The 22,694-nt window shown below is 73.5% G+C and carries 23 protein-coding genes and 1 tRNA gene; 13 read left to right on the forward strand and 11 right to left on the reverse strand.

Annotation, left to right across the window (positions count from 1 at the left end; translation table 11 throughout):
* Nucleotides 1-8: 8 nt before the first annotated feature.
* From ACZ3ZD_RS32965 to ACZ3ZD_RS32985, 5 genes are all read right to left on the reverse strand, one after another.
* The gene (locus ACZ3ZD_RS32965; RefSeq protein ID WP_467405593.1) at nucleotides 9-560 is read right to left on the reverse strand and encodes a SigE family RNA polymerase sigma factor; all 552 of its coding nucleotides are present in this window, start codon (nucleotides 558-560) and stop codon (nucleotides 9-11) included.
* Nucleotides 561-708: 148 nt separating this feature from the next.
* The gene (locus tag ACZ3ZD_RS32970) at nucleotides 709-1,875 is read right to left on the reverse strand and encodes a lipid-transfer protein (protein WP_467405596.1); all 1,167 of its coding nucleotides are present in this window, start codon (nucleotides 1,873-1,875) and stop codon (nucleotides 709-711) included.
* Nucleotides 1,872-2,264 carry a MaoC family dehydratase gene (locus ACZ3ZD_RS32975; protein WP_467405599.1) on the reverse strand — a complete coding sequence of 131 codons (393 nt, stop codon included), beginning with the start codon at nucleotides 2,262-2,264 and terminating at the stop codon, nucleotides 1,872-1,874. The genes ACZ3ZD_RS32970 and ACZ3ZD_RS32975 overlap by 4 nt, the downstream gene beginning before the upstream one ends.
* A complete protein-coding gene (locus ACZ3ZD_RS32980) occupies nucleotides 2,261-3,166 on the reverse strand; it encodes a bifunctional MaoC family dehydratase N-terminal/OB-fold nucleic acid binding domain-containing protein (protein ID WP_467405601.1) in 906 nt (301 codons plus the stop codon). The genes ACZ3ZD_RS32975 and ACZ3ZD_RS32980 overlap by 4 nt, the downstream gene beginning before the upstream one ends.
* Nucleotides 3,167-3,362: 196 nt before the next feature.
* Nucleotides 3,363-3,674, reverse strand: coding sequence for a hypothetical protein (locus ACZ3ZD_RS32985; protein ID WP_467405604.1), 312 nt, complete (start codon nucleotides 3,672-3,674; stop codon nucleotides 3,363-3,365).
* 360 nt (nucleotides 3,675-4,034) lie between these two features.
* Between ACZ3ZD_RS32985 and ACZ3ZD_RS32990 the strand changes: the two genes are divergently transcribed.
* A complete protein-coding gene (locus tag ACZ3ZD_RS32990; RefSeq protein WP_467405607.1) occupies nucleotides 4,035-4,901 on the forward strand; it encodes a bifunctional DNA primase/polymerase in 867 nt (288 codons plus the stop codon).
* Nucleotides 4,902-4,916: 15 nt separating this feature from the next.
* On the opposite strand, the gene ACZ3ZD_RS32995 is transcribed toward ACZ3ZD_RS32990, so the two are convergent.
* Nucleotides 4,917-5,246, reverse strand: a complete 330-nt coding sequence (locus tag ACZ3ZD_RS32995) for a helix-turn-helix transcriptional regulator (protein WP_467405610.1) — start codon at nucleotides 5,244-5,246, stop codon at nucleotides 4,917-4,919.
* 150 nt (nucleotides 5,247-5,396) lie between these two features.
* Here ACZ3ZD_RS32995 and ACZ3ZD_RS33000 point away from each other — a divergent pair, with 150 nt between their 5' ends.
* Complete coding sequence (locus ACZ3ZD_RS33000) at nucleotides 5,397-5,765, forward strand: STAS domain-containing protein (RefSeq protein WP_467405612.1); 369 nt, start codon at nucleotides 5,397-5,399, stop codon at nucleotides 5,763-5,765.
* 89 nt (nucleotides 5,766-5,854) lie between these two features.
* Here the strand turns inward: ACZ3ZD_RS33000 and ACZ3ZD_RS33005 are convergent.
* Together ACZ3ZD_RS33005 and ACZ3ZD_RS33010 are read right to left on the reverse strand one after the other, a co-directional pair.
* Nucleotides 5,855-5,941, reverse strand: a tRNA-Ser gene (locus ACZ3ZD_RS33005).
* A 67-nt stretch (nucleotides 5,942-6,008) separates the two neighbouring features.
* On the reverse strand, nucleotides 6,009-7,475 hold the full coding sequence (locus ACZ3ZD_RS33010) for a S1C family serine protease (protein WP_467405615.1): 1,467 nt from the start codon (nucleotides 7,473-7,475) through the stop codon (nucleotides 6,009-6,011).
* A 245-nt stretch (nucleotides 7,476-7,720) separates the two neighbouring features.
* Here ACZ3ZD_RS33010 and ACZ3ZD_RS33015 point away from each other — a divergent pair, with 245 nt between their 5' ends.
* The 3 genes from ACZ3ZD_RS33015 (at nucleotide 7,721) to ACZ3ZD_RS33025 (ending at nucleotide 10,416) form a co-directional block, all read left to right on the forward strand.
* A complete protein-coding gene (locus tag ACZ3ZD_RS33015) occupies nucleotides 7,721-8,548 on the forward strand; it encodes a glycerophosphodiester phosphodiesterase (protein ID WP_467405618.1) in 828 nt (275 codons plus the stop codon).
* A 197-nt stretch (nucleotides 8,549-8,745) separates the two neighbouring features.
* Complete coding sequence (locus ACZ3ZD_RS33020) at nucleotides 8,746-9,300, forward strand: ATP-binding protein (protein ID WP_467405621.1); 555 nt, start codon at nucleotides 8,746-8,748, stop codon at nucleotides 9,298-9,300.
* Nucleotides 9,301-9,453: 153 nt separating this feature from the next.
* Nucleotides 9,454-10,416: a DUF5926 family protein gene (locus ACZ3ZD_RS33025; protein WP_467405624.1), complete on the forward strand. Its 963-nt coding sequence runs from the start codon at nucleotides 9,454-9,456 to the stop codon at nucleotides 10,414-10,416.
* A 258-nt stretch (nucleotides 10,417-10,674) separates the two neighbouring features.
* On the opposite strand, the gene ACZ3ZD_RS33030 is transcribed toward ACZ3ZD_RS33025, so the two are convergent.
* Nucleotides 10,675-11,235 carry a hypothetical protein gene (locus ACZ3ZD_RS33030; RefSeq protein WP_467405626.1) on the reverse strand — a complete coding sequence of 187 codons (561 nt, stop codon included), beginning with the start codon at nucleotides 11,233-11,235 and terminating at the stop codon, nucleotides 10,675-10,677.
* Nucleotides 11,236-11,289: 54 nt separating this feature from the next.
* A complete protein-coding gene (locus tag ACZ3ZD_RS33035; protein ID WP_467405629.1) occupies nucleotides 11,290-11,955 on the reverse strand; it encodes a bifunctional DNA primase/polymerase in 666 nt (221 codons plus the stop codon).
* A 610-nt stretch (nucleotides 11,956-12,565) separates the two neighbouring features.
* Between ACZ3ZD_RS33035 and ACZ3ZD_RS33040 the strand changes: the two genes are divergently transcribed.
* The 3 genes from ACZ3ZD_RS33040 (at nucleotide 12,566) to pdxR (ending at nucleotide 17,055) form a co-directional block, all read left to right on the forward strand.
* Complete coding sequence (locus ACZ3ZD_RS33040) at nucleotides 12,566-13,933, forward strand: PP2C family protein-serine/threonine phosphatase (RefSeq protein WP_467405632.1); 1,368 nt, start codon at nucleotides 12,566-12,568, stop codon at nucleotides 13,931-13,933.
* A gap of 157 nt (nucleotides 13,934-14,090) precedes the next feature.
* The gene (locus ACZ3ZD_RS33045; protein ID WP_467405634.1) at nucleotides 14,091-15,575 is read left to right on the forward strand and encodes an aminopeptidase P family protein; all 1,485 of its coding nucleotides are present in this window, start codon (nucleotides 14,091-14,093) and stop codon (nucleotides 15,573-15,575) included.
* Between the two features lie 109 nt (nucleotides 15,576-15,684).
* Nucleotides 15,685-17,055, forward strand: a complete 1,371-nt coding sequence (pdxR, locus tag ACZ3ZD_RS33050; protein WP_467405637.1) for a MocR-like pyridoxine biosynthesis transcription factor PdxR — start codon at nucleotides 15,685-15,687, stop codon at nucleotides 17,053-17,055.
* 62 nt (nucleotides 17,056-17,117) lie between these two features.
* On the opposite strand, the gene ACZ3ZD_RS33055 is transcribed toward pdxR, so the two are convergent.
* Complete coding sequence (locus tag ACZ3ZD_RS33055; RefSeq protein WP_467405640.1) at nucleotides 17,118-17,561, reverse strand: ATP-binding protein; 444 nt, start codon at nucleotides 17,559-17,561, stop codon at nucleotides 17,118-17,120.
* 199 nt (nucleotides 17,562-17,760) lie between these two features.
* Here ACZ3ZD_RS33055 and ACZ3ZD_RS33060 point away from each other — a divergent pair, with 199 nt between their 5' ends.
* The 5 genes from ACZ3ZD_RS33060 (at nucleotide 17,761) to ACZ3ZD_RS33080 (ending at nucleotide 22,692) form a co-directional block, all read left to right on the forward strand.
* Nucleotides 17,761-18,606, forward strand: a complete 846-nt coding sequence (locus tag ACZ3ZD_RS33060) for a hypothetical protein (protein WP_467405642.1) — start codon at nucleotides 17,761-17,763, stop codon at nucleotides 18,604-18,606.
* A gap of 161 nt (nucleotides 18,607-18,767) precedes the next feature.
* On the forward strand, nucleotides 18,768-19,493 hold the full coding sequence (locus ACZ3ZD_RS33065) for a YcnI family copper-binding membrane protein (protein WP_467405645.1): 726 nt from the start codon (nucleotides 18,768-18,770) through the stop codon (nucleotides 19,491-19,493).
* Between the two features lie 106 nt (nucleotides 19,494-19,599).
* On the forward strand, nucleotides 19,600-20,253 hold the full coding sequence (locus tag ACZ3ZD_RS33070; protein ID WP_467405647.1) for an SCO family protein: 654 nt from the start codon (nucleotides 19,600-19,602) through the stop codon (nucleotides 20,251-20,253).
* Nucleotides 20,250-20,708, forward strand: a complete 459-nt coding sequence (locus tag ACZ3ZD_RS33075) for a copper chaperone PCu(A)C (RefSeq protein WP_467405650.1) — start codon at nucleotides 20,250-20,252, stop codon at nucleotides 20,706-20,708. The genes ACZ3ZD_RS33070 and ACZ3ZD_RS33075 overlap by 4 nt, the downstream gene beginning before the upstream one ends.
* Before the next feature lie 13 nt (nucleotides 20,709-20,721).
* Nucleotides 20,722-22,692, forward strand: a complete 1,971-nt coding sequence (locus ACZ3ZD_RS33080; protein WP_467405652.1) for a copper resistance CopC/CopD family protein — start codon at nucleotides 20,722-20,724, stop codon at nucleotides 22,690-22,692.
* The last annotated feature ends 2 nt before the right edge of the window (nucleotides 22,693-22,694 follow it).

A 22,694-nucleotide genomic window follows, 5' to 3' on the forward strand; every position in this document is an offset into this window, starting at 1 on the left:
TGCCGCGGCTAGCGGACCAGTACCAGCTCCGGGTCCTCGCGCAGCTTGCCCAGCGCGCGGGAGACCGCCGACTTCACCGTGCCCACCGACACGCCGAGCACCTCGGCGGTCTGGGCCTCGCTGAGATCCTCGTAGTACCGCAGGACGACCATCGCCCCCTGCCGTGCCGGCAGCCGCAGGACCGCCCGCCACATGGCGTCGTGCAGCGCCTGCCGCTCGGCCGGGTCGTCGCCGCCGGGCACGGGCTCCGGCTCGGGCAGCTCCTCGCAGGCGAACTCGTCCACTCTGCGCTTGCGCCACTGCGAGGTGCGGGTGTTCAGCAGCGCCCGGCGCACATAGCCGTCGAGCGCCCGCTGGTCCTCGATCCGCTCCCAGGCCACATAGGTCTTGGCGAGCGCGGTCTGCAGCAGGTCCTCGGCGTCGCTCGGGTTCGCGGTCAGCGAGCGGGCGGTGCGCAGCAGGACCGGCTGGCGGGCGCGCACGTACGACGCGAACGACGGGTAGGTCTGCCGCGCGGGAGCGGCGGCGGCCGAGGCGCTGGTGCAGACGGGTGTGGTCATGGCTCCACGCTAGGAGCGGGGCCCCCTCCGGCGGATCACCCGCAGGTCCCGAAGGCGCGTCCCCCTCAGGTTGTAGGGGTGGGGCTGCCTGCACCTCCTGAAGGTGGACTGCGGGGCCGTACCGTCTGCGGGTACGACCCCGAGGAGGTCAGCCGTCCACCGTCAGGACCAGGCCCGATGTCGGCACCCCGGTCCCCGCCGTCACCAGGGTGCGGGCCGCCCCCGGGACCTGGTTCACGGCCGTGCCCCGCAGCTGCCGTACCGCCTCGGCGATGCCGTTCATGCCGTGCAGGTACGCCTCCCCGAGCTGCCCCCCGTGGGTGTTCAGCGGCAGCCGGCGCTCGGCCACGAAGTCCGCCGCCTCGCCCCGGCCGCAGAAGCCGAACTCCTCCAGCTGCATCAGCACGAACGGGGTGAAGTGGTCGTACAGGATGCCCACGTCGAGGTCGGCCGGGCCGAGTCCGCTGGTGCGCCACAGCTGGCGGGCCACCGCGCCCATCTCGGGCAGGCCGGTCAGGTCGTCCCGGTAGAAGCCGGTCATCTGCTCCTGCGCCCGGCCCGCACCCTGGGCCGCCGCCGCGATCACGGCGGGCGGGCGGGGCAGGTCCCGGGCCCGCTCCAGCGAGGTGACGACGACGGCCTGGCCGCCGTCGGTCTCCTGGCAGCAGTCCAGCAGCCGCAGCGGCTCGGCGATCCAGCGGGAGGCGGCGTGGTCGGCGAGCGTGATCGGGCGGCCGTGGAACCAGGCGGCGGGGTTGGTCGCCGCGTAGGCCCGGCCCACCACGGCCACGTGTCCGAACGCCTCCGGCGTCAGGCCGTGCACGTGCAGGTACCGCTGGGCGGCCATCGCCACCCAGGAGGCCGGGGTGAGCAGCCCGAACGGCAGCACCCAGCCGAGCGCCGCCCCCTCCGCCGTCGGCTCCCGGTGCTGCACGCCCGCGCCGAACCTGCGGCCCGAGCGCTCGTTGAAGGCGCGGTAGCAGACCACGACCTCCGCCACGCCCGTCGCCACCGCGAGCGCCGCCTGCTGGACGGTGGCGCAGGCCGCCCCGCCGCCGTAGTGCACCCGGGAGAAGAAGGACAGCTCGCCCATCCCGCAGGCCTGGGCGACGGTGATCTCCGGGCTGGTGTCCATGGTGAAGGTCACCAGCCCGTCCACGTCCGCCGGGGTGAGCCCGGCGTCGTCGAGTGCGGCCCCCACCGCCTCCACCGCCAGGCGCAGCTCGCTGCGGCCGGAGTCCTTGGAGAACTCGGTGGCGCCGATGCCGGCGATCGCCGCGCGGCCGCCGAGGGTGTCGCGTCGGCGCAGGCTCATGATCCGGCCGCCGGGAGGGTGAGCGTCACCGTGCCCGTCACATGGGTGCCGAGGCCGTTGGCGCCGACGACCCGGACGACGGCCGTGTCCCCGTCGACCTCCTCGACGCTGCCGGTCAGCACCATCGTGTCGCCGGGGTGGTTGGGCGCGCCCAGCCTGATGGCGACCCTCCGGAGCACGGCCGCGGGGCCGAAGTGGTCGGTGACGTACCGGCCGACCAGGCCGTTCGTGGTCAGGATGTTCATGAAGACGTCCGGTGCGCCCTTCTGCCGGGCCAGTTCCGGGTCGTGGTGGACGTCCTGGTAGTCCCGGGAGGCGAGGGCGCCCGCGATGATCAGGGTGCGGGTCACCGGGATCTCCAGCGGCGGCAGCCGGTCCCCGGCCCTCACGGCCCCACCACCCGGAACACCGGTACCGTCAGCTCCTCGTCGCACCGCTGGAACTCCAGCCGCACCGGCAGCCCGATGCGCACCTTGTCGTACGGCACTCCCACCACGTTGCTCACCATCCGCACCCCTTCGGCCAGCTCGATCAGGCCGACCGCGTACGGCGGGTCGAAGGCCGGGAAGGGCGGGTGGTGCAGCACCACGTACGAGTGGACCGTGCCCTCGCCGCTCGCCTCCACCGTGTCCCAGTCCGGGCCGCCGCAGGCGTTGCAGCCGGGCAGCCAGGGGTGGCGCGGGGTGCCGCAGGCCGTGCAGCGCTGGATGAGGAGCCGGTGCTCGGCCACGCCCTGCCAGAAGCCGGCGTTGTCCCGGTTGACCACCGGGCGGGGGCGTCGCGCGCGCGGGGCGGGGGGCGCGGGGGCGTACTTGAGGATGCGGAAGCGGTGGGTGGCGACCGGTACGCCGTCCGCCCGGACGTCCATCCGTGTGGTGACGAAGTAGCCCGTGCCGAGCCGGGTCGTCTTGCGGCCGGAAACCTCCTCGATGACCGTGTCGAACGCGACCTCGTCGCCCGGCCGCAGGGGCCGCAGGTACTCCTGTTCGCAGTCGGTGGCCACCACGGCGGTGCAGCCCGCCGCGTCCAGCAGGCCGAGGAGTTCGTCGTACGCCCCGGTGCGGCCCTGGTGTCCGCTCAGGCCGCCCATCGTCCAGGCCTGGAGCATGGTGGGCGGGGCGATGGCGTCGGGGCCGGTGTAGGCGGGGTTGGTGTCGCCCAGGGCCTCGCACCAGTGCCGGATCATCGGCGCGTTCACCGGGTCCTTGCCGACGCCCGCGACGGCGGCCGGACGGCCCTCGAACTCCTTGAGACGCGCGCCCAGTTCGTCGCCGTCCTGTTCCTCGCGCACCGCCACCGCCTGACTCCGGAGACTCGGCAAACCGTTTCTGACTGTCCGTCAGGTTCGCTGCGGTGTCAAGATTTCCCGCGTGCGGACGTGCTCGCACACGCCGACGCGGCGGCGCCGAGGCACCGCCGCGCGGACGACTTGCGACCCTGAAGCACACCCCGCGGGGATCCTCGTCACGAGGGCCCCCGCCCGAGGCTCACCAGAGGTTCACGAAGCCGATGTGGACGTTGTCGTTGCCCTGCTGGACGGCCGTGAACGCGGAGCCGTCGACCTGGGCGGTGTTGCTCTGGTTCGAGGCACCGGAGCCGGCCGCGTTCTGATTGGTCGTGGACGAGTTGCCGCTGTTGTTGTGACCGACCCCGCTGCCGAGGACGGCTGCCACGCCCGCGTTCGATCCGCTGCCCGCGATGGCACCGTTGTCCGCCGCCGCGACACCGGCGAGGAGCGCGGCTGCGAGGGGGAGAGCGGAGACGGCGGCGAGAACGCGGGCGGTACGGATGCTTGCCATGTTGTTCCTCCAGAACCAGGCATTCAGCGGCCCTTGGGCCGATGGTGGATGAACTGTGGTTCGCGTCAAGGCGGTTGGCCGACCGCCTCGACTGGCCGTGCACGACGTCGCGCCTCCAGAGTTGCCCACCGGACCCCCGGCGAACCGTTGCAGAAACGGTGATTCGCACGCAAGTGTGATGACAAGTCGATAAACCCTCATCCCCACTTTTGGTCGTTTTCGCCATGAGAACGGACCGATACGGATGTCGCCTGCGCAAGCCGCACAAGAGGCGAATCGTTCCGCCGCACTCCCCGACCGTCGACCTCGGACCAGCGCCCCACCCTTCCTTTTTTCGAACGTACGTACGAACATAGAGCCATGGCCACCACCGACCGGCAGACCGCGACACTGGCCCTCGCACACGCCCTGTCGGCCGCCGAGCGCGGCCTCGCCGTCATCCCCCTGTCCCGGACGAAGCTCCCCGCCCTGCGCTCCCCGCACCGGGACGACCCCGCCCCGGGGCACCCCTGCCACGGCGAGTGCGGACGCCACGGCCACGGTGTGTACGACGCCTCCACCGACCCCGTCCGCATCCGCGAGCTGTTCGCCGCCGCGCCCTGGGCCACCGGCTACGGCATCGCCTGCGGGCTCCCCCCGTACCATCTGATCGGCGTCGACCTGGACACCAAGGCCGGCGACTCCTCGGCCGCCCTGCGCGAGCTGGCCCTGCGTCACCTGTTCACGATCCCGGAGACGGTCGTCGTCCTCACCCCGAGCGGCGGCCGGCACCTGTGGCTGACCGGCCCGCCGGACACCGTCGTACCGAACTCGGCCGGCCGGCTCGCCCCCGGCATCGACATCCGGGGCGCGGGCGGCTACCTGGTCGGTCCCGGCTCCCGCACCGACCACGGTGTCTACACCACCGCGCCGGGCACCGCCCACCTCGCCCCGGCCGCCTGCCCGCCGTCCCTGCTCCGCCTGCTGCTGCCCCCGCCGCGCCCCCACCAGCCGGCACCGCCCGTCCACGGCGACCACGGCCGCGGCCTGGTGCACTTCGTCCTGACCGCGCACGAGGGCCAGCGCAACACCCGTCTGTTCTGGGCGGCCTGCCGCGCCTACGAGAACGGCATCGGCCCCGCCCTGGTGGCGCCCCTCACCGAGGCGGCCCTGCACACCGGTCTGACCGAGCGCGAGGCCCGGGCGACGATCGCCTCGGCGGCCCGCATGACGGGCCGCCGTCCCTGACGCCCCGGGGCGGGGCTACGGGGCGACCGGGTTCTTGACGCGCTCGGTCTCGTCCTGCACGAGCAGGGACAGCAGCGCGGCCACGGAAAGGCCGGCCTCGGCGGGATGGCGCAGCACCTTGTCCGGCTCGATGCGGTAGGTGTTCGTACGCCCGTCCCGGGTGTGGGAGAGGTACCCGTCCTGCTCGAGATCGCCGATGATCCGCTGCACGGCGCGCTCCGTGAGACGGCAGTGGGCGGCGATGTCGCGGATCCGGATGTTCGGATTGTCGGCGATGGCTGCCAGGACGCGCGCGTGGTTGGTGATGAACGTCCATCCAGTGTGAGCTTCGGGCACTCCAACCATGTGAAGCATTTTAGGGGACAGCGTTGCCCGAACCCAGATACATGACATACTTTTCGTGTATTCCCTGACCGACCACCACCGCCTCCCGCGATGAAGAGCCATGGAAGGAGCCTGAAGGTGTCCTGGGACGAAGCCGTCATGCCAAGGCTCATGCGAAACGCCGACGCGGAACAACGGCCGGACCAGGGCAGCGGGCACGCCCCGGAGGCGGCGGTGATCGAGTACGAGCGGCCCGACGCCTGGGTCGTCGCCGCCCACGGCTCCTACGACATGCACTCGACCGCGCCTCTGGCGGACGCGCTGGAGGCCGCCGCCCGGAACCATCCCAAGGTGATCCTGGACGCCTCCGGCGTCGTCTTCGCGGACTCCACGTTCCTCAACCTGCTGATCCTCACCCACCAGACAGGCACCCTCCGCGTGGTCGCGCCACCCCCGCATCTCCGGCGCCTCTTCGACATCACCGGAGTGGACACGGTCCTGGAGATCCGGGAATCAGTGGACGCAGCGGTCGCTTCTTGAACGGCGGCCGGACGATCGGCTGGAACACCATGCAGAAGGGGCGCCCCTCACCGGGGCGCCCCTTCTGAACTGCGTATCTATGACCTGCGCGGAGGCGGTGGGATTTGAACCCACGGTGACATCGCTGCCACGACGGTTTTCAAGACCGTTCCCTTCGGCCGCTCGGGCACGCCTCCCCGCGCCGTCGGAGACCGGCGGCGCGGGTACAGATTACCGGGCCGCCGGCCGATCGCGGGGCGGTGGTCAGCTGTCGCCTTCGCGGGCGCCCAGGGTCAGTTGCACCGTGTGCTCCTGGCCGCCCCGCTTGTAGGTGACCGTGACCTTGTCGCCCGGCTTGTGGGTCCAGATCTCGCCGATCAGGGTCGGGCCGCTGTCGATCACGTGGTCGTCGAGCTTGGTGATGACGTCGCCGGGCTTGAGGCCGGCCTTGTCCGCCGGGCCGCCCGACTCGACCGCGGCGGAGCCGCCCGTGCCCTGGTCGGTGATCTGGGCGCCGTCACCGGAGTCCTCCAGGGAGACCGAGGCGCCGATCTTGGCGTACACCGGCTTGCCGGTCTTGATCAGCTGCTGGGCGACGTACTTGGCCTGGTTGATCGGGATCGCGAAGCCCAGGCCGATCGAGCCGGACTGGCCGGAGCCGAAGCCACCGCTGCCGGTGGACTGGATCGCGGAGTTGATGCCGATGACCGCGCCGGAGGCGTCCAGCAGCGGGCCGCCGGAGTTGCCCGGGTTGATCGACGCGTCGGTCTGCAACGCGCTCATGTACGACGCCTTGCTGCTGGAGCTGCCGTCGCTGGAGGCCACCGGGCGGTTCTTGGCGCTGATGATGCCGGTGGTCACCGTGTTGGACAGCCCGAAGGGGGCGCCGATGGCGATCGTCTCGTCGCCGACGGCCACCTTGTCGGAGTCGCCGAGGGCGAGCGGCTTGAGGTCGGAGGGGGCGTTCTTGAGCTTGATGACCGCCACGTCGTAGCCCTGCGCGTGGCCGACGATCTCGGCGTCGTACTTCTTGCCGTCCGGGAAGGTGGCCGTCAGCTTGCCGCCGTCCACGGCGTCCGCCACCACGTGGTTGTTGGTGACGATGTGGCCCTGGGTGTCGAAGACGAAGCCGGTGCCCGTGCCGCCCTCGCCGTTGTTGCTCTCCGCCTCGATGGTGACCGTGCTGGGCAGCGCCCTCGCGGCCACGCCCGCGATCGTCCCCGGCGCGCGCTTGACCTGGGTGGCGCTGCTGTCGGCGGAGACGGTGGTGGAGCCGCGGTCGTCCCGGTCTTTGGCCAGGGTGTAGCCGAGGCCGCCGCCCAGGCCGCCCGCGACCAGCGCGGCCACCAGGACCGCCGCCACCAGCCCGCCGCGTCCGCTGCGCGGCTTGGGGGCGGGCTGCTGGTACGAGGCGCCCCAGCCGGCGCCCGGACCACCGGCACCCGGGCCGCCCATGCCCGGACCGTGAACACCCTGAGCGCCACCGTCACCGTAGGCCGGGGTGGCCGGCGGCGGGGGCCAGGAGCCGTCGGGGGCCGGGCCGGGCTGGTGCGCCGGGCCCGGGTGGGACACGGAGGCCGTGGGGGCCTCCGGGGGTACGGGAGGCAGGGGCGCCGTCGGCGCGCTCCCCGACGGCTCCTGGTGCTGCGGGGCGGCGGCGGGAGAGGCCATCGGCACGGGAGGTGCGGACGGCGCCGGGGGTACCGCGTTGCCCTCGTTCTCGGTGCTCACAGGTCTTCTCCTCGGTCCACGCCTGTTGTCATCGGTCGTACGGGTCGCACTGCTCTGCAGTCAGCTTTTCCCACGGGCCGTCAGAGCACCATAAGCGGTGGCTGTGGGTCCACCGCTCCCCTTTATATATGTTCATATAGGATCTTCCGCGCGAAAGTTTTATAAACGAGCGCCTCAGGGATCGTCCTTACGGAGGACCGGCCCGCGCCGCGACGTACGCACGGCGACGGTGGCACCATGACGCGGTGACCCACGCACGACAGCACACCATCCAGGTGGTCGCCCACCGGGGCGCCTCCGAGGACGCCCCCGAGCACACCCTCGCCGCCTACCGCAAGGCGATCGAGGACGGCGCGGACGCCCTGGAGTGCGACGTACGGCTGACCGCGGACGGACACCTGGTCTGCGTCCACGACCGGCGGGTGAACCGTACCTCCAACGGCCGCGGCGCCGTCTCCGCGCTGGAGCTGGCCGATCTGGCCGCCCTCGACTTCGGCTCCTGGAAGACGCGCGAGGCCTGGCGCGGGCGGGACGAGGAGCCCGACTGGGAGCACCGGCCCGAGGACCGCGAGGAGACCTCCGTCCTCACCCTGGAGCGGCTGCTGGAGTTGGTCGCGGACGCCGGGCGGCGGGTGGAACTGGCCATCGAGACCAAGCACCCCACGCGCTGGGCGGGCCAGGTCGAGGAGCGGCTGATCGCGCTGCTGGAGCGGTTCGGCCTGGACGCGCCGGCCTCCGCCGCCGGGTCGCAGGTGCGGATCATGAGCTTCTCGGCGCGCTCGCTGCACCGCGTGCGGGCCGTGGCGCCGACGCTGCCGACGGTCTACCTGATGCAGTTCGTCTCGCCCCGGCTGCGCGACGGGCGGCTGCCTGCGGGCGTGCAGGTGGCGGGCCCCTCGATCCGCATCGTGCGCAACCACCCCGGCTACATCGAGCGGCTGAAGCGGGCCGGGCACCAGGTCCACGTGTGGACCGTGAACGAGCCCGAGGACGTCGACCTGTGCGTCGGACTGGGCGTCGACGCCATCATCACCAACCGCCCGCGCGCGGTGCTGCGGCAACTGGGCCGCTGAGCCGTCCGGACGCCGCCCGGGGCCCCCGGATCCCGCCATATCGGCTGCTGTCGGGCGGAGTTCGTCACGGGGAGTGCACCGGCGCATTCGGTGCGGGTAGGCCGTATCGAATGCGTCACCGGAAGTGGATTGGCCGGTTTCCGGTTCAGGCCAGGGGGGCATCCACACCGTGGCGTGGGGCGAAGGAGGTCTCGGGGGTGGCGTTGGTGGTGGCACAGGAGGTGCCCACGTCGTCGAGCATGGCCGTACCCCATGGCCCTGCGGGCGTGGGGGAGGCGCGGCACCGGATGCGGGCGCAGTTGCGCAGCGGTGGCGTATCGGAATCGGTCATCGACGACGCCGTACTGATCCTTTCGGAGCTTCTGAGCAACGCGTGCAAGCACGGGCGACCGCTCGGGGACGCGCCGGCCGGGGACGGGGACGTCCGCGCCGCCTGGCGGGTCGACCCGCGCGGGCGGCTCATCGTGGAGGTCACGGACGGCGGCGGCCCGACCCGCCCGGCGCCGGCCACCCCCTCGGTGACCGCGCACGGCGGACGGGGGCTGAACATCATCACGGCCCTCGCCGACGACTGGGGCGTCCGGGACGACGTCCAGGGCGAGGTGACGGTCTGGGTGGTGGTCCACGAGGACGTCCATGACCCCGACGCCCACTGCCTCCCCGACGCTTTCGCTACGCGCGTCACGCAGGCGGCGCTGCCGGCACGGCCCCTGTCGGACGCGCCCCGCCCTGTGTTGGAGGGGTTGGACTAGCTCCTTGCCCCACCAGCCCCCTGTTCGGCCAGCTCCTTGTTCGGCCAGCTCCTTGTTCGACCGGCCGTTCGTGGAGTTGGACCAGGAGTCCCCAGGGCCCGAACGGCTAGGCTCCCGACGTACGAGAAGAGCCGTAACCGGGAGACACCCACGATGGCCAAGAAGCGACCCCAGACGAAGGCCAAGCCGCAGCCGATCGACGGGGAGGTCCCGGTCGTCGGCGCCCGCGAACCCTGCCCGTGCGGCAGCGGCCGGCGGTACAAGGCCTGCCACGGCCGGGCCGCCGCGCACGCCGCGACCGAGCTGGTGCAGCGCCCGTTCGAAGGACTGCCCGGCGAGTGCGACTGGGTGGCGCTGCGCGAGCTGGTCCCGGCGGCGACGGCCGGGCTGACCCTGCGGGAGGGCCTGCCCGAGGGCGTCCCGTCGGTCACCCTGGCCACGGTGCTGCCGATGGCCTGGCCCGCGCTGCGCCGCGACGACGGCTCGGTGCTGATCGGCCTGCAGAACGACACGGCGTCCGGTGACATCAGCCGCGACCTGGCCGACACGCTGCTGCGCGCCCTGGAGGCGGAACCCGGCACCCCGGTGCAGGCCCGCCGCGCCCCCGCCGACGGCCCACGGCTGCAGGACCTGCTCGACCCGGAGGGCGCCTTCGAGCCGGTCGTGCACAGCGGGTTCGAGTTCTGGGTGCCGGACGCGGAGAACGCCACCCCGGAGGTGGCCGCCTCCCTGGAGCGGGCCAACGCCGCCGCCATCCCGACCGTGAAGCTGGCCGGCGTGGACGCGGCCTACTGGTGCGAGACCCCGGAGAAGAACCACCTGCGCTGGGTCATGCCGCACCCGGAGGAGCAGCTTCTGGACGCGCTCGCGCGGCTGCACGCGGCGGGCCGCTCCCGTCTCGGCGAGGGCACCCGGCTCGTCGGCTCCTTCCGTGCTCACGGCCTCACCGTGCCGGTCTGGGACCTGCCGAGCGGGGTCGGTGCCGAGGACGTGGAGAAGCCGGCCGCCGAGTTCGCCGAGCGGCTCGCCGCGGCCCTCGCCGTCCGGGAGCCGCTCACCCCGGAGGAGCGCCGGGCGCGCGGCGGGCTGACCAACCGGCAGGTCACGCTCAGCTGACGGCCCGCGCGCCGGGGTGCGGCTGACCGGCCGGTCAGCCGCGCCGGCCGGCCGGGCAGCGGGTGACTCCTGTCACAACTCCCGGTTTCGTCAGGCACATCGCTGTCCGAATAGCCAACCCGGAATTTGCGAACCGCCGATCTCTTGTTACCGTTCCAGTAGCCCGGTTGCTGGTGCATCCCCCGTCGCCAGCAACCGGGCCTTTCCATGTCCGCGTCCGGGGCCCGGCGCCGCGGGTGGACAACTTCCCCGCAAGGCTTATGAGTTGCTGCCCGAGCGGAGCAGCAGCGGCCCGTCCGCGCCGCGATCGGCGAACTCGGTGACGGCCGTGTAGCCGCCCGGATCGCCCACCACGCGCCGGCGCGGGGTCTCGCAGGTGCCGGGCTCGTCGTCGGCCCCGGTGACGCAGTGCGTCTGCACGCTCCGGCCGTCCGGGCCCATCAGGCTCAGCACGGAGTCCAGCGACTCGCCGGTGGCGTTGCGGTAGTAGGTGCGCGCCCAGGTGTCCTGGCCCTGCGCCAGCACGCAGGTCTGCGCCTCGATGCCGTCGGGCGAGGTGAGTTGGGGGCCGCACCGGGCGGCGGTGTCGAGCCCCGGGTCGAGCGCGTGGGGGGAGCGGTGCGCGGGGTCCGGGCGGGCCCCGGTGTCGTCTCGGGAGGCAGGCGGTACGGCGGCCCGGCCGGCGTCGCCCACCTGCCCGGCGGAGGCCATGGTCAACGGCAGGGCGACCGCGGCCGCCACGAAGCCCCCGAGGGTGAGCAGTCGCAGCCGTCGGGGGTCCTGCCCGGGGGCACGGTGGTCGCCGGAATGTCGCAGCATGTGCGGAACATAACGAGCGAGCGGGGCCCGGCCGCCCCGCCCGCGCCGACACCCCTACAACTCGGGCGCGCTCACACCCGTACGAGTGAGGGCGTCGACCACGGCGTCCACCACGGCCTCCACGTCGGGCACCCAGGGCGCGGCCGAGCCGGGCAGCGGGGCCCGCTCCCAGCGGACGGCGCCCTGGCCGGTCTCGGACGGGGGCAGCGCGACATAGCCGCCCTCACCGTGGAAGCGCAGGGAGCCGGGGACGAAGTCCTTGGCGTACAGCAGTTCGCCGAGCTGTTCCAGGGAGTACGGCTTCACGAGCAGCGACCAGCGGGTCGGCGCGGCGATGACCGGGCCGAGCCGCATGCCGCGCCGGTCGAGCAGGGCGAGGGCGCGGGCGGCGGCGAGCGCCGGCAGGCTGACCGCGCAGGGTGCCGTGCCCCCGGTGGCCAGGATGACGGGGGCGGCCGGCCGGTTGGTCCACCACCAGCGCACCATGCGCGCGTCGGTGGTGGCCGCGAGCAGGCCGGGGTCGAAGGGGTGCGCACCGGGCACCGTGCACTCGGGGTCGGGGCAGGCGCAGCGGGCCCGGCCTTGCGGGTCCGGCGCCACACCGGGGAGGACCGGCCACTGCCATTCCGTCGCGAAGGTCAGGGCCGCGCCGATCAGCTCAGGCTTCCCGCCCTTCCGCCTGGACAGAAGCCTGCGTCGCCTTCCGAGGATCTCGCGCATGAGCGCTCGTTCCTTTCCGTTGCACCGCTGGCAACACCGTGGGTCACATCACACCATGTGTCGATCTCTTCACTGTGCGTACCTGTTGGCGCATCACACCCCTGCGCACGGCATGGGGAACCCCTCGGGGTCGAACGTTGGCCGCGTCCGCGTCCGTCGTGCGTCCATCAAAAGCACGGCCGCGGCGTGGGGTGGCGAAGTCTGGCGTTTTGCGTCGCGCGTGTTTCTCTCCGCCTCCGCCACGGGAGGATGGGGCTCGGTCGTCGGTGGCTATGACGCCCGGGTCCGTCGCCAGGTTCCGGGTGGTCCCCAACCACCCCTGGCCTTCTCCGAGTACGTACCCATCACGACCGCTGTGACGCTCCGTGGAGCAAGGCCAGTCGACCGCAATGGACCGATACCTGAGGCAGTTTTCAGCCAACTTGGCAGTAAGGCAAGGGGTTCGGAAAAAACCCTCCCGCCACCCATGGACACCAGGAATCCCCGCAGGACAATGCTGGACATCCCCTCACGAGTGCGTGTACATGTGGAGACACTGCTAGCGGCGCAGAATGACATGGGGGTTTGCGATGCTTCTGAGCAATACGCACCGGTCTGAAGGCCGGACGCCATGAACGCCCCGCACCCTCCGAAAGTGGCCGGAATCGATTCTACGGTCCCCCCGCCCGCACACACTGCCCCCGCCTCCCCCGCCGCCGTCCCCGCCCCCCACGCACCCGCCCCCGGCGCCCTCCTCCAGGACCGGCTGGCCGGCTGGGTCTCCGATCTGACGACCCTCCACGAACTCACCGAGCGCCTCTCCCGGACCCACGCCCTCGACCCCGCCCTGCAGCAGCTGCTGCGCGCCGGAGCCGCCCTGGTCGGCGCCCGCCGCGGCGTGGTCGTCCTGGACCCCGCCGACGGCCTCGGTCCCCGCACCACCCTGGGCCTCGGCCTGGGCCGCGCCGACCTCGGCCTCCTGGAGACCGTCCCGCGCCACGCCCTGCCGTACGACACCCGCGGCACCGCCGAGGTGGTCCACCCCGACCTGTTCGCCGAGGACGGCCTGGACCCGCGCCACCGCGAGGTGGCCGCCCGCCTCGGCTACGCCGCCAGCTACGCCCTGCCGCTCACCACCGAGTCCGCCGGCCGCCTCGGCGCGGTCGTCTGGCTCTACGACGAGCCGGCCGAGCCGCACGCGCGCCGCCGGCACCTCGCCGGGCTGTACGTCCGGCACGCGGGCGAGCACCTGGCCCGGCTGCTGGAGGTGGAGCGCACGCGCGCGCGGATGGCGACCCTCGCCGAGGAACTGCTGCCCACCCGGCTCCCCCGGGTGCCCGGCGTGCAGCTCGCCGCCCGGCACCGCACCGGCCCGCGCGGCGGCGGCGACTGGTACGACGCCCTGCCGCTGCCGGACGCCGCCCTGGGCCTGTCCGTCGGCTCGGTCACCGGCTCCGGGCCCAGCGCGGTGGCCGCCATGGGCCGGCTGCGCGCCTCCCTGCGCGCGTACGCCGTGATGGAGGGCGAGGACCCGGTCGCCGTCCTGTCCGACCTGGAGCTGCTGCTGCGGCTGACCGAGCCCGCCCGCTCGGCCACCGCCCTGTTCGCCTACTGCGAGCCCGCCCTGCGCAAGGTCACCCTGGCCGGTGCCGGGCACAGTCCGCCGCTGCTGGTCGGCGAGCGGCGCACCGAGTTCGCCGAGACCTCCGTCTCCGCCCCGCTCGGCATGCTCGCCTGCTGGGAGGCGCCGAGCGTGGAGATCCAGGCGGAGGCCGGAGAGACGGTTCTGCTCTACACCGACGGGCTGCTGCACCGTACCGGCGACCCGATGGACCGCGCCTTCGCCCGGCTGCACGCCGCCGCCGCGGGCCTCCCCCGCGCGGTGCGACACGATCCCGACGCCGTCGCCGAGCACGTGCTGCGCACGGTCCTGCCGGACGGCCTGGACACCGCCGACAGCGAGGAGGACGTGGTCCTGCTCGCGGTCCGCTTCGACTGAGAGCCGGGCCCGGCCTGTCGGCATGACCGGGCATAACAGGTCATCCGGCCCCGCCCGCTCCCGGTGCGACCGTACGATGATGGAGGTCCCCGCTCGGCCACAAGCAGGAGCGTCGCGGGCCCCGGGGGAGATCACCAGGCGTATCGAGGAGGATCACGTGTCCGACGAGCTCAACCCGGCTGTGCCCGACTCCGCTACCGCGGAGGGCCCCGAGACCGAGTCCGAGGAGACCGTCAAGCAGCGGAAGAACGGCCTGTACCCGGGCGTCTCCGACGAGCTGGCCGAGAACATGAAGTCGGGCTGGGCCGACACCGAGCTGCGTGACCTGGAGCCGATCCCGCAGGCCGCCGAGACCGCGCGCCGCCGCGCCGCGCTCTCCGCCCGCTTCCCCGGCGAGCGCCTGGTGATCCCGGCGGGCAACCTGAAGACCCGCTCGAACGACACCGAGTACCCCTTCCGCGCCTCCGTCGAGTACGCGTACCTCACCGGCGACCAGACCGAGGACGGCGTCCTGGTGCTGGAGCCCAGGGGCGACGGCCACGACGCGACGATCTACCTCCTGCCCCGCTCCGACCGCGAGAACGGCGAGTTCTGGCTCTCCGGCCAGGGCGAGCTGTGGGTCGGCCGCCGGCACTCCCTCACCGAGTCCGAGGCGCTGTACGGCATCCCGGCCGCCGACGTGCGCGAGCTCGCCGACAGGCTGCGCGAGGCCACCGGCCCGGTCCGCGTGGTGCGCGGCCACGACGCCGGTGTCGAGGCGGCCCTGACCGACAAGGTCACCGCCGAGCGCGACGAGGAGCTGCGCGTCTTCCTCTCCGAGGCCCGCCTGGTCAAGGACGAGTTCGAGATCGGCGAGCTGCAGAAGGCGGTCGACTCGACCGTCCGCGGCTTCGAGGACGTCGTCAGGGTCCTCGACAAGGCCGAGGCGACCAGCGAGCGCTACATCGAGGGAACGTTCTTCCTCCGGGCGCGCGTGGAGGGCAACGACGTCGGCTACGGCTCCATCTGCGCGGCCGGCCCGCACGCCTGCACGCTGCACTGGGTGCGCAACGACGGCCCGGTCCGCTCCGGCGACCTGCTGCTGCTCGACGCCGGCGTGGAGACGCACACGCTGTACACCGCCGACGTCACGCGCACGCTGCCCGTCAACGGCACCTACAGCGAGCTGCAGAAGAAGATCTACGACGCCGTGTACGACGCCCAGGAGGCCGGCATCGCGGCCGTGCGGCCCGGCGCCAAGTACCGCGACTTCCACGACGCCGCGCAGCGCGTGCTCGCCGAGCGGCTGGTCGAGTGGGGCCTGGTCGAGGGCCCGGTCGAGCGCGTCCTGGAGCTGGGCCTGCAGCGTCGCTGGACCCTGCACGGCACCGGGCACATGCTCGGCATGGACGTCCACGACTGCGCCGCCGCGCGCACCGAGACGTACGTGGACGGCACGCTGGAGCCGGGCATGGTTCTCACCGTCGAGCCGGGGCTGTACTTCCAGGCCGACGACCTGACCGTGCCGGAGGAGTACCGGGGCATCGGCGTACGGATCGAGGACGACATCCTGGTCACGCAGGACGGCAACCGGAACCTCTCCGACGGCCTGCCGCGGCGCTCCGAGGACGTCGAGGCGTGGATGGCCTCGCTGAAGGGCTGATCTGGGATTCAATGGCCGGGTACCGGGGAGGTGCCCGGCCGTTGTCGTCCGGGGGCGGTGGGCGGCGGCCGGCCGCGCGGTTCCCGCGGCGGTTGACGGGGGTGGAGACGTGGACGACTTCTGGTCCGGGGTGGGTGCCGGCCTGCACCGGGAACCGGACTCGGCGGACGGCCGCCGGGTGGGGCTCGAACGGGCGCTCAGGGACGCCGTGCGCGACGGGCGGCTCACGCCCGGGACGCGGCTGCCCGCCACCCGGCGGCTCGCGGCCGAGTTGGGGATCTCGCGGGGGACGGCCAAGGCGGCGTACGACCAGCTGGTCGCCGAGGGGTACCTGACGGCCCGCCAGGGCTCCGGTACCCGGGTCGCGGAACTGCCCGTCGTGGACGCCGAGGCGCCGCGGGCCCACGCACACGCGCGTGCGCCGCGTTTCGATCTGCGCCCCGGGAGCCCGGACGTCGGCGCGTTCCCGGCCGCCGCCTGGCTGCGCGCGCTGCGCCGGGCCATAGCGACGGCCCCCTCGCTGGCGTACGACTACGGCGACCCGCGCGGCCGGATCGAGCTGCGCACCGCGCTCTCCGGCTACCTCGGCCGGACCCGCGGGGTGCTCGCACCGCCGGAGCGGATCGTGGTCACCTCCGGATCCGTGCAGGGCCTCGCGCTGCTCACGCGCGTGCTGGACGGCGCGGCCGTCGCCATGGAGGACCCGGGGCAGCCGTTCCACCGGCAGGTGGTGCGGCACAACGGCGGAACGGTCCTGCCCGTCCGGGTCGACGCGCGCGGGGTGCGCCCCGAGGACCTGGGCGGGGCGGCGGCCGTGGTGGTCACGCCGTCCCACCAGTACCCGACCGGGGTGACCCTGCACCCCGAGCGGCGCCGGGCGCTCACCGACTGGGCCCGCGCGCACGGCGGCCTGATCGTGGAGGACGACTACGACGGCGAGTTCCGCTACGACCGGCAGCCGGTCGGCGCCCTCCAGGGCATGGCGCCGGGCCAGGTCGTGTACCTGGGCACCGCCTCCAAGACGCTCGGCCCCGCGCTCCGCCTCGGCTGGATGGTGCTGCCCCCGCACCTGGCCGACGCGGTCGCCGACGCCAAGCTGCACAGCGACCACCACACCGAGACCATCGGCCAGCTGGCCCTCGCCGAGCTGATCGACAGCCACGCCTACGACCGTCACGTGCGCGCGTGCCGGCTGCGCTACCGGCGCCGCCGGGACCAGTTGCTGGACCGGCTCGGCGCGCGCCGGAGCGTGCGCGGGATCGCGGCCGGGCTGCACGCGCTGGTCGAGGTGCCGGACGAGGCCGAGGCGCTGGCCCGCGCGGAGGCGGAGGGCCTGGCGCTGGGCGCGCTCGGCGAGCACTGGCACAGCCCGGACCCCGGCCGGCCGCAGGGCCTCGTCGTCGGCTACGGCACGCCCCGGGAGCGGGCGTACCCGGAGGCCCTGGATGCGCTGGCGAGGGTGCTGGGGCCCGCCCGCTGAAGCCGCCGTACCGGCTCCCGCCGGCGGACGCCTCAGGCCGGCCGGTCCAGCCGTCCGGCCGCTCAGGCCGTGAGCAGCGAGGGGTCCTTCTTCCACTTGAGGACCTTGTCGAAGCTGACGACCGTCCCGGCCCGGCCGGGCCGGGCACCGATGTGGACGTGGTCGGCGAGTTCGCGGATCAGGCACAGACCGCGGCCGTGCTCGGCGTCCGGGCGGGCCGGCCGGGGGTCCGCGGGGCGGATGAGGCCGGGACCGGAGTCGGACACCTCGATACGGCACGTCTCGCCGTCCAGGTACGCGGTCACCCGGTAGGCCTCCGAGGTGCCGGGCACGGTGTCCCCGCCGTGCTCGACGGCGTTCGCGCAGGCCTCGCTCAGGGCGACGGAGAGGTCGTAGGAGATGTCCGGGTCGACGCCCGCCGTCTCCATCGTGCCGATCAGCAGCCGCCGGGCGAGCGGCACGCTGGCGGCCTCACGCCGCAGATGGAGTGACCACCAGATGCTCATGCTCCAGCCTCCTGGCCGGCTCGACATACGGTTACGTATTGCCGCCCGTAGGCGGTCATAAGCACTCCGTCGGCGTGAGTCCGCCCATACAGCCGATGCGCCGGGGGAGGAATCGGTGTATGAGGGACCGGCCGGGCGGGGCCGGCTCGGGCGCCCTGCCGTAGGCGGCGGGTCGGGGCAGTGCGATGATGAGGCCGCCATGACTGCCCCCCACCCGCGCACGGCGCGTCCCGGAGCCGGGCTCCGGATCCTGCGGGCCGCGGTGTTCGCCGCGGTCTGCGTCGCGCTGGCCGCGTGCGGGCACACCCTGGCCTCCTGCGCGGGCGTGCCGCTGTGGTCGCTCGGAGCGGGCTTCCTCGGCTCCCTGCTGCTCGTGGCACCGCTCGCCGGGCGGACCCGCTCGCTGCCGGGCATCGCCGCGCTCCTCGCCCTCGGCCAGACCGCGCTGCACACGCTGTTCGGACTGGGCCAGCACCAGGCCGCGATGGCCGGGATGCCGACGGGGACGACGGCGGGAACGACGGCGGGCGGGGTGCTGAGCGACGGCGCGCTGGTCGAGCAGGCCGCCCGGCTGCTGTGCGGGTCGGCGCCGGCCTCCCTCACCCCGGGACACGCCTTCCGGCTGCTGCTCGACGCGCGGCTCATCGACCGCGCCGGCCGGCCGACGGCCGCCCCGGGCGTCCTGCAGCACGCGCACGACGCCACCGGCGCCTCGGCCGGGGTGCTGCCCTCGCTGCCGATGCTGCTGGGCCACGTCCTCGCGGCCCTCGCCGCAGGCTGGCTGCTGCGCCGCGGCGACCTGGCCGTGCTGCGGCTGATCGAGCTGTCGGCGCACGGAGTCGCGGAGGGGGCACTCGTACGATCCCTGCGCGCCGCGCTCGCGCTGGCACGCGCCCTGTGCGCCGGTCTGCTGCCCGCCGCCGGGCCCGGCCCGCGCGGCCCGCGCCCCGACCGGGGCGAGACGCCGGCCCCGCACACCGCCGTACTCCAGCACACGGTGATCCGGCGCGGCCCGCCCGCGGCCGGCTTCCTCCTCGCCGCCTGACGCGGCCACCGCTCCCCTCCACGGACTCGGACACCGGTGCGCCGCCTTCGCGCGGCACGCGCGCGTGCGCGTTTTCCCAGCGGTACGGCCAGGACGGCCGGCCGCGCGCACACGTGTACCTCTCACCACCGGACCTCACTCGAAGTGGAGTGCTTCCTTCCATGAAGGCTTCTCGTATCGCCGCCGCCGCCGCTGCCGCGGGTACGGCCGTTCTGGCCCTGTCCGCCCCCGCCTTCGCGCACGTCACCGTGCAGCCCGAGGGCGCCGCGGCCAAGGGCGGTTACGCGGTCGTGGACTTCAAGGTCCCGAACGAGCGCGACAACGCCTCGACCACCAAGCTCGAGGTGAACCTGCCGGCCGGCCACCCGCTCGCCTCCGTGATGCCGCAGCCGGTCCCCGGCTGGAAGGTCGCGGTCACCAAGTCCAAGCTGGACAAGCCGCTGACCATGCACGGCGAGAAGATCGACGAGGCCGTCACCAAGGTCACCTGGACCGCCGACGGCAAGGGCATCGAGCCCGGCTACTTCCAGAAGTTCCCGCTCTCCCTGGGCGCCCTGCCCGAGAACACCGACGAACTGACCTTCAAGGCCGTGCAGACGTACTCCGACAAGGAGGTCGTGCGCTGGATCGAGGTGCCGCAGAAGGGCCAGGACGAGCCGGAGAACCCGGCCCCGGTCCTGGAGCTGTCCGCCGCCACCGACGACCACCACGGCGGGGCGGGCACCGAGAACGCCGCCGAGAAGACCGACAACTCGGCCGCGGCGGCCGCCGGCTCCGGCAGCGGCAGTGACACCACCGCACGCGTGCTCGGCGTCGTCGGCATCGTCATCGGCGCCGCCGGTGTGGCCTACGGCGTCCTCGCGGGCCGCCGCCGCACCGCCGCCTGAGCCCCTGCCTCCGCCGCGCGCACCGGGCGTCGCGCCCCGCCGTCACCCGACGGCCCCGCCCGACCCCGGTGCGCGCCGGAATCCACACAACCAGGACATTTCTGCTATGCGCACCAAGACGCTCACCGCGGCCGTACTGCTCGCCGCCGCCACCCTGACCCTGTCCGCCTGCGGCACCGGGAACGACTCCGGGTCGCCGGTCGCCGTGGTCTCGGGAGGATCCGGGGCGGGCAGACCCGCCACCGTCCTCGACCAGCCCTTCGCCAAGCCGGACCTGGTCCTCACCGACACCCACGGCAAGAAGTACGACCTGCGCAAGGAGACCGCGGGCCACCCGACCCTCGTCTACTTCGGCTACACCCACTGCCCCGACATCTGCCCGACCACGATGAGCAACATCGCCGTCGCCAAGAAGGCGCTGCCCAAGGCCGAGCAGGACGACCTGCGGGTGGTGTTCGTCACCACCGACCCCGGCCGGGACACCCCCGCCGAGCTGGGCAGGTGGCTCAAGGGCATCGACCCGCAGTTCATCGGCCTGACCGGCGACTTCGCCAGGATCCAGGCGGGCGCCCGGTCGCTGGGCATCTCCGTGGAAGCCACGAAGAAGGACAAGAACGGCAAGCTCGTCTCCGTGCACGGCACCCAGGTCGTCGCCTTCTCCCCGAAGACCGACGCCGGGTACGTCCTCTACGGCGAGGACGCCACGGTCGACGACTACACCAAGGACCTGCCCAAGCTCGTCAAGGGAGCCAAGCCGTGAGGCGCCCGGCCGCCGTCCTCGCCGCGGGCGCGCTCACCGGCGCCGTGGCCCTCACCGGCTGCTCCGGGTCCGGCCCGCAGCGGGCCGAGCTGTCCGTCAGCGCCTCGTACATGCCCCAGCCCGTCTCCGGCGACATGGCCGCCGGGTTCCTGACGATCACCAACAAGGGCGGCGCCGGGGACGAGCTGACCTCGGTCAGCAGTGACGTCGCCGGCGAGGTCACCATGCACAGCACCACCGGCGGGGCCATGACGGAGAAGTCCTCCTTCTCCATACCGGCCCACGGGCGGCTCGTCTTCCGCAGCGGCGGCAACCACCTGATGTTCGAGAAACTGAAGCGGGCACCGAGGCAGGGCCAGACGGTCACCGTGAAGCTCGGCTTCGCCAAGACCGGTCCCCTCACCGTCGAGATGCCGGTGAGGTCCACCACGTACAACCCGTCGACCGGCCACTGAGGGAGGGACCACCGTGACCCGGACCATCACCCCCCGCCTGCGGATCCTGGTGCTGCTGTTCATCGCCGTCACCGGGGCGCTGCTGGCGGGCGCCGGACCGGCCTCCGCCCACGCGGCGCTGACCGGCAGCGACCCCGCACAGGGGGTGGTGGCCGACAAGGCGCCCACCCAGGTGTCGCTCACCTTCTCCGAGAAGGTGGCGATGAACGACGACTCCCTGCGCGTCCTCGACCCCCGGGGCAGGCCGGTCCAGACCGGCGGCCCGGCCAACCTGAGCGGGACGACGTACGCCGTGCGGCTCAAGAGCGGCCTGTCCAAGGGCACCTACACCGTCACCTACCAGGTCGTGTCCGCCGACAGCCACCCCGTCGCCGGCGCCTACACCTTCTCCATCGGGGCGCCCTCGCGCACCGTCGTCTCCGGCACCGGACCGGTCGCCGGCGGCGGAGTCGTGGGCGGCCTCTACGCGGTCGGGCGGTACGTGTCGTACGCCGGCTTCATCGTGCTCGCCGGCGGCGCGGCCTTCGTGCTCGCCTGCTGGCGGCGCGGCGCGGGCGTACGGCCCCTGCAGCGGCTGGTCGTCGGCGGCTGGGTCGCGCTGACCGCGGCCACCCTGTGGCTGCTGCTCCTGCGCGGCTCCTACACCACCTCCGGGAAGGCCGCCGACGTCTTCGACCTCGACCTGCTCGGCCAGGTGCTCCAGACCAAGACCGGTGCCGCCCTGGTCTCCCGGCTGCTGCTGCTCGCCGCCGCCGCGCTGTTCGTCGCGGTGCTCTTCGGCGCCTACACCCGCCGCGAGGAGGGCCAGGAGAAACGCGACCTGACCTTCGGGCTCGCGGTCGGCGGAGTGGTCGTCGCGGCCGGGCTCGCGGCCAGCTGGGCCATGGCCGAGCACGCCTCCACCGGGCTCCAGCCGGGCCTCGCCATGCCGGTCGACGTCGTCCACCTGCTGGCCGTCGCCGCCTGGCTGGGCGGCCTCACCGCCCTGCTGACCGCGCTGTACCGGGCGCCCGCCGAGACGCCGGTCGAGGCCGCCGCCGTGCGGCGGTTCTCGCGGGTGGCCTTCGGTTCCGTCCTCGCCCTCGTGGTCACCGGCGTCTACCAGTCCTGGCGGCAGCTCGGCTCCTGGTCGGCGTTCACCGAGACCCGCTACGGTCAGCTGCTGCTGGTCAAGATCGCCCTGGTGGCGGTGCTGGTCGGCATCGCGGGCGTGTCCCGGCGGTGGACGGCCCGGCTGACCGACCCGGTCGCCGGCGCCGGGAAGCCGCGCAGGGCGCAGGCCCAGGTGCAGGCCCGCAAGGAGCAGGTCGCCGCCGCGCGGACGGCCGGCGGCGACAAGAGCGGCGCCGGCAGGAGCGACGGCGGCAAGAGCAGCGACGGCAAGAGCGGGGGCGCCGACTCCGGGCGGGCCGCCCAGCTCGCCCGGCAGCGCGCGGCCGTCGCGTCCGCCCGTGAGAAGCGGCTGCGCGACGCCGACCCGAACCGCTTCGGCCTGCGCCGCTCGGTGCTCGCCGAGGCCGGCGTCGCCCTCGTGCTGCTCGCCGTCACCACCGCGCTCACCCAGACCGAGCCCGGCCGCACCGAGCAGGAGGCCAAGGCGGCCGCCTCCGCGTCGACCGGCTCCGACACCTCGGCGTCCTCCGGCGCGCTCACCCTGGACATGCCGTTCGACACCGGCGGCACCGACGGCAAGGGCGTCGTCAGCGTCGACCTGGACCCCGCGCGCGTGGGCGGCAACGAGATGCACGTCTACGTCCAGCGGCCCAACGGCCGCGCCTTCGACGTCCCCGAGGTGAAGGTCGCCTTCACCCTGGAGGCCAAGAAGATCGGTCCGCTCACCGTGGACCCCGACCACCTCGCCACCGGCCACTGGTCGGCGAACGGCGTGCAGATCCCCATGGCCGGCGACTGGAAGGTCGCCGTCACGGTCCGCACCTCCGACATCGACCAGGTGACCGTCTCCAAGAACGCGCAGATCGGCTGAAC

This window comes from Streptomyces sp. NPDC023481, from assembly GCF_055560195.1.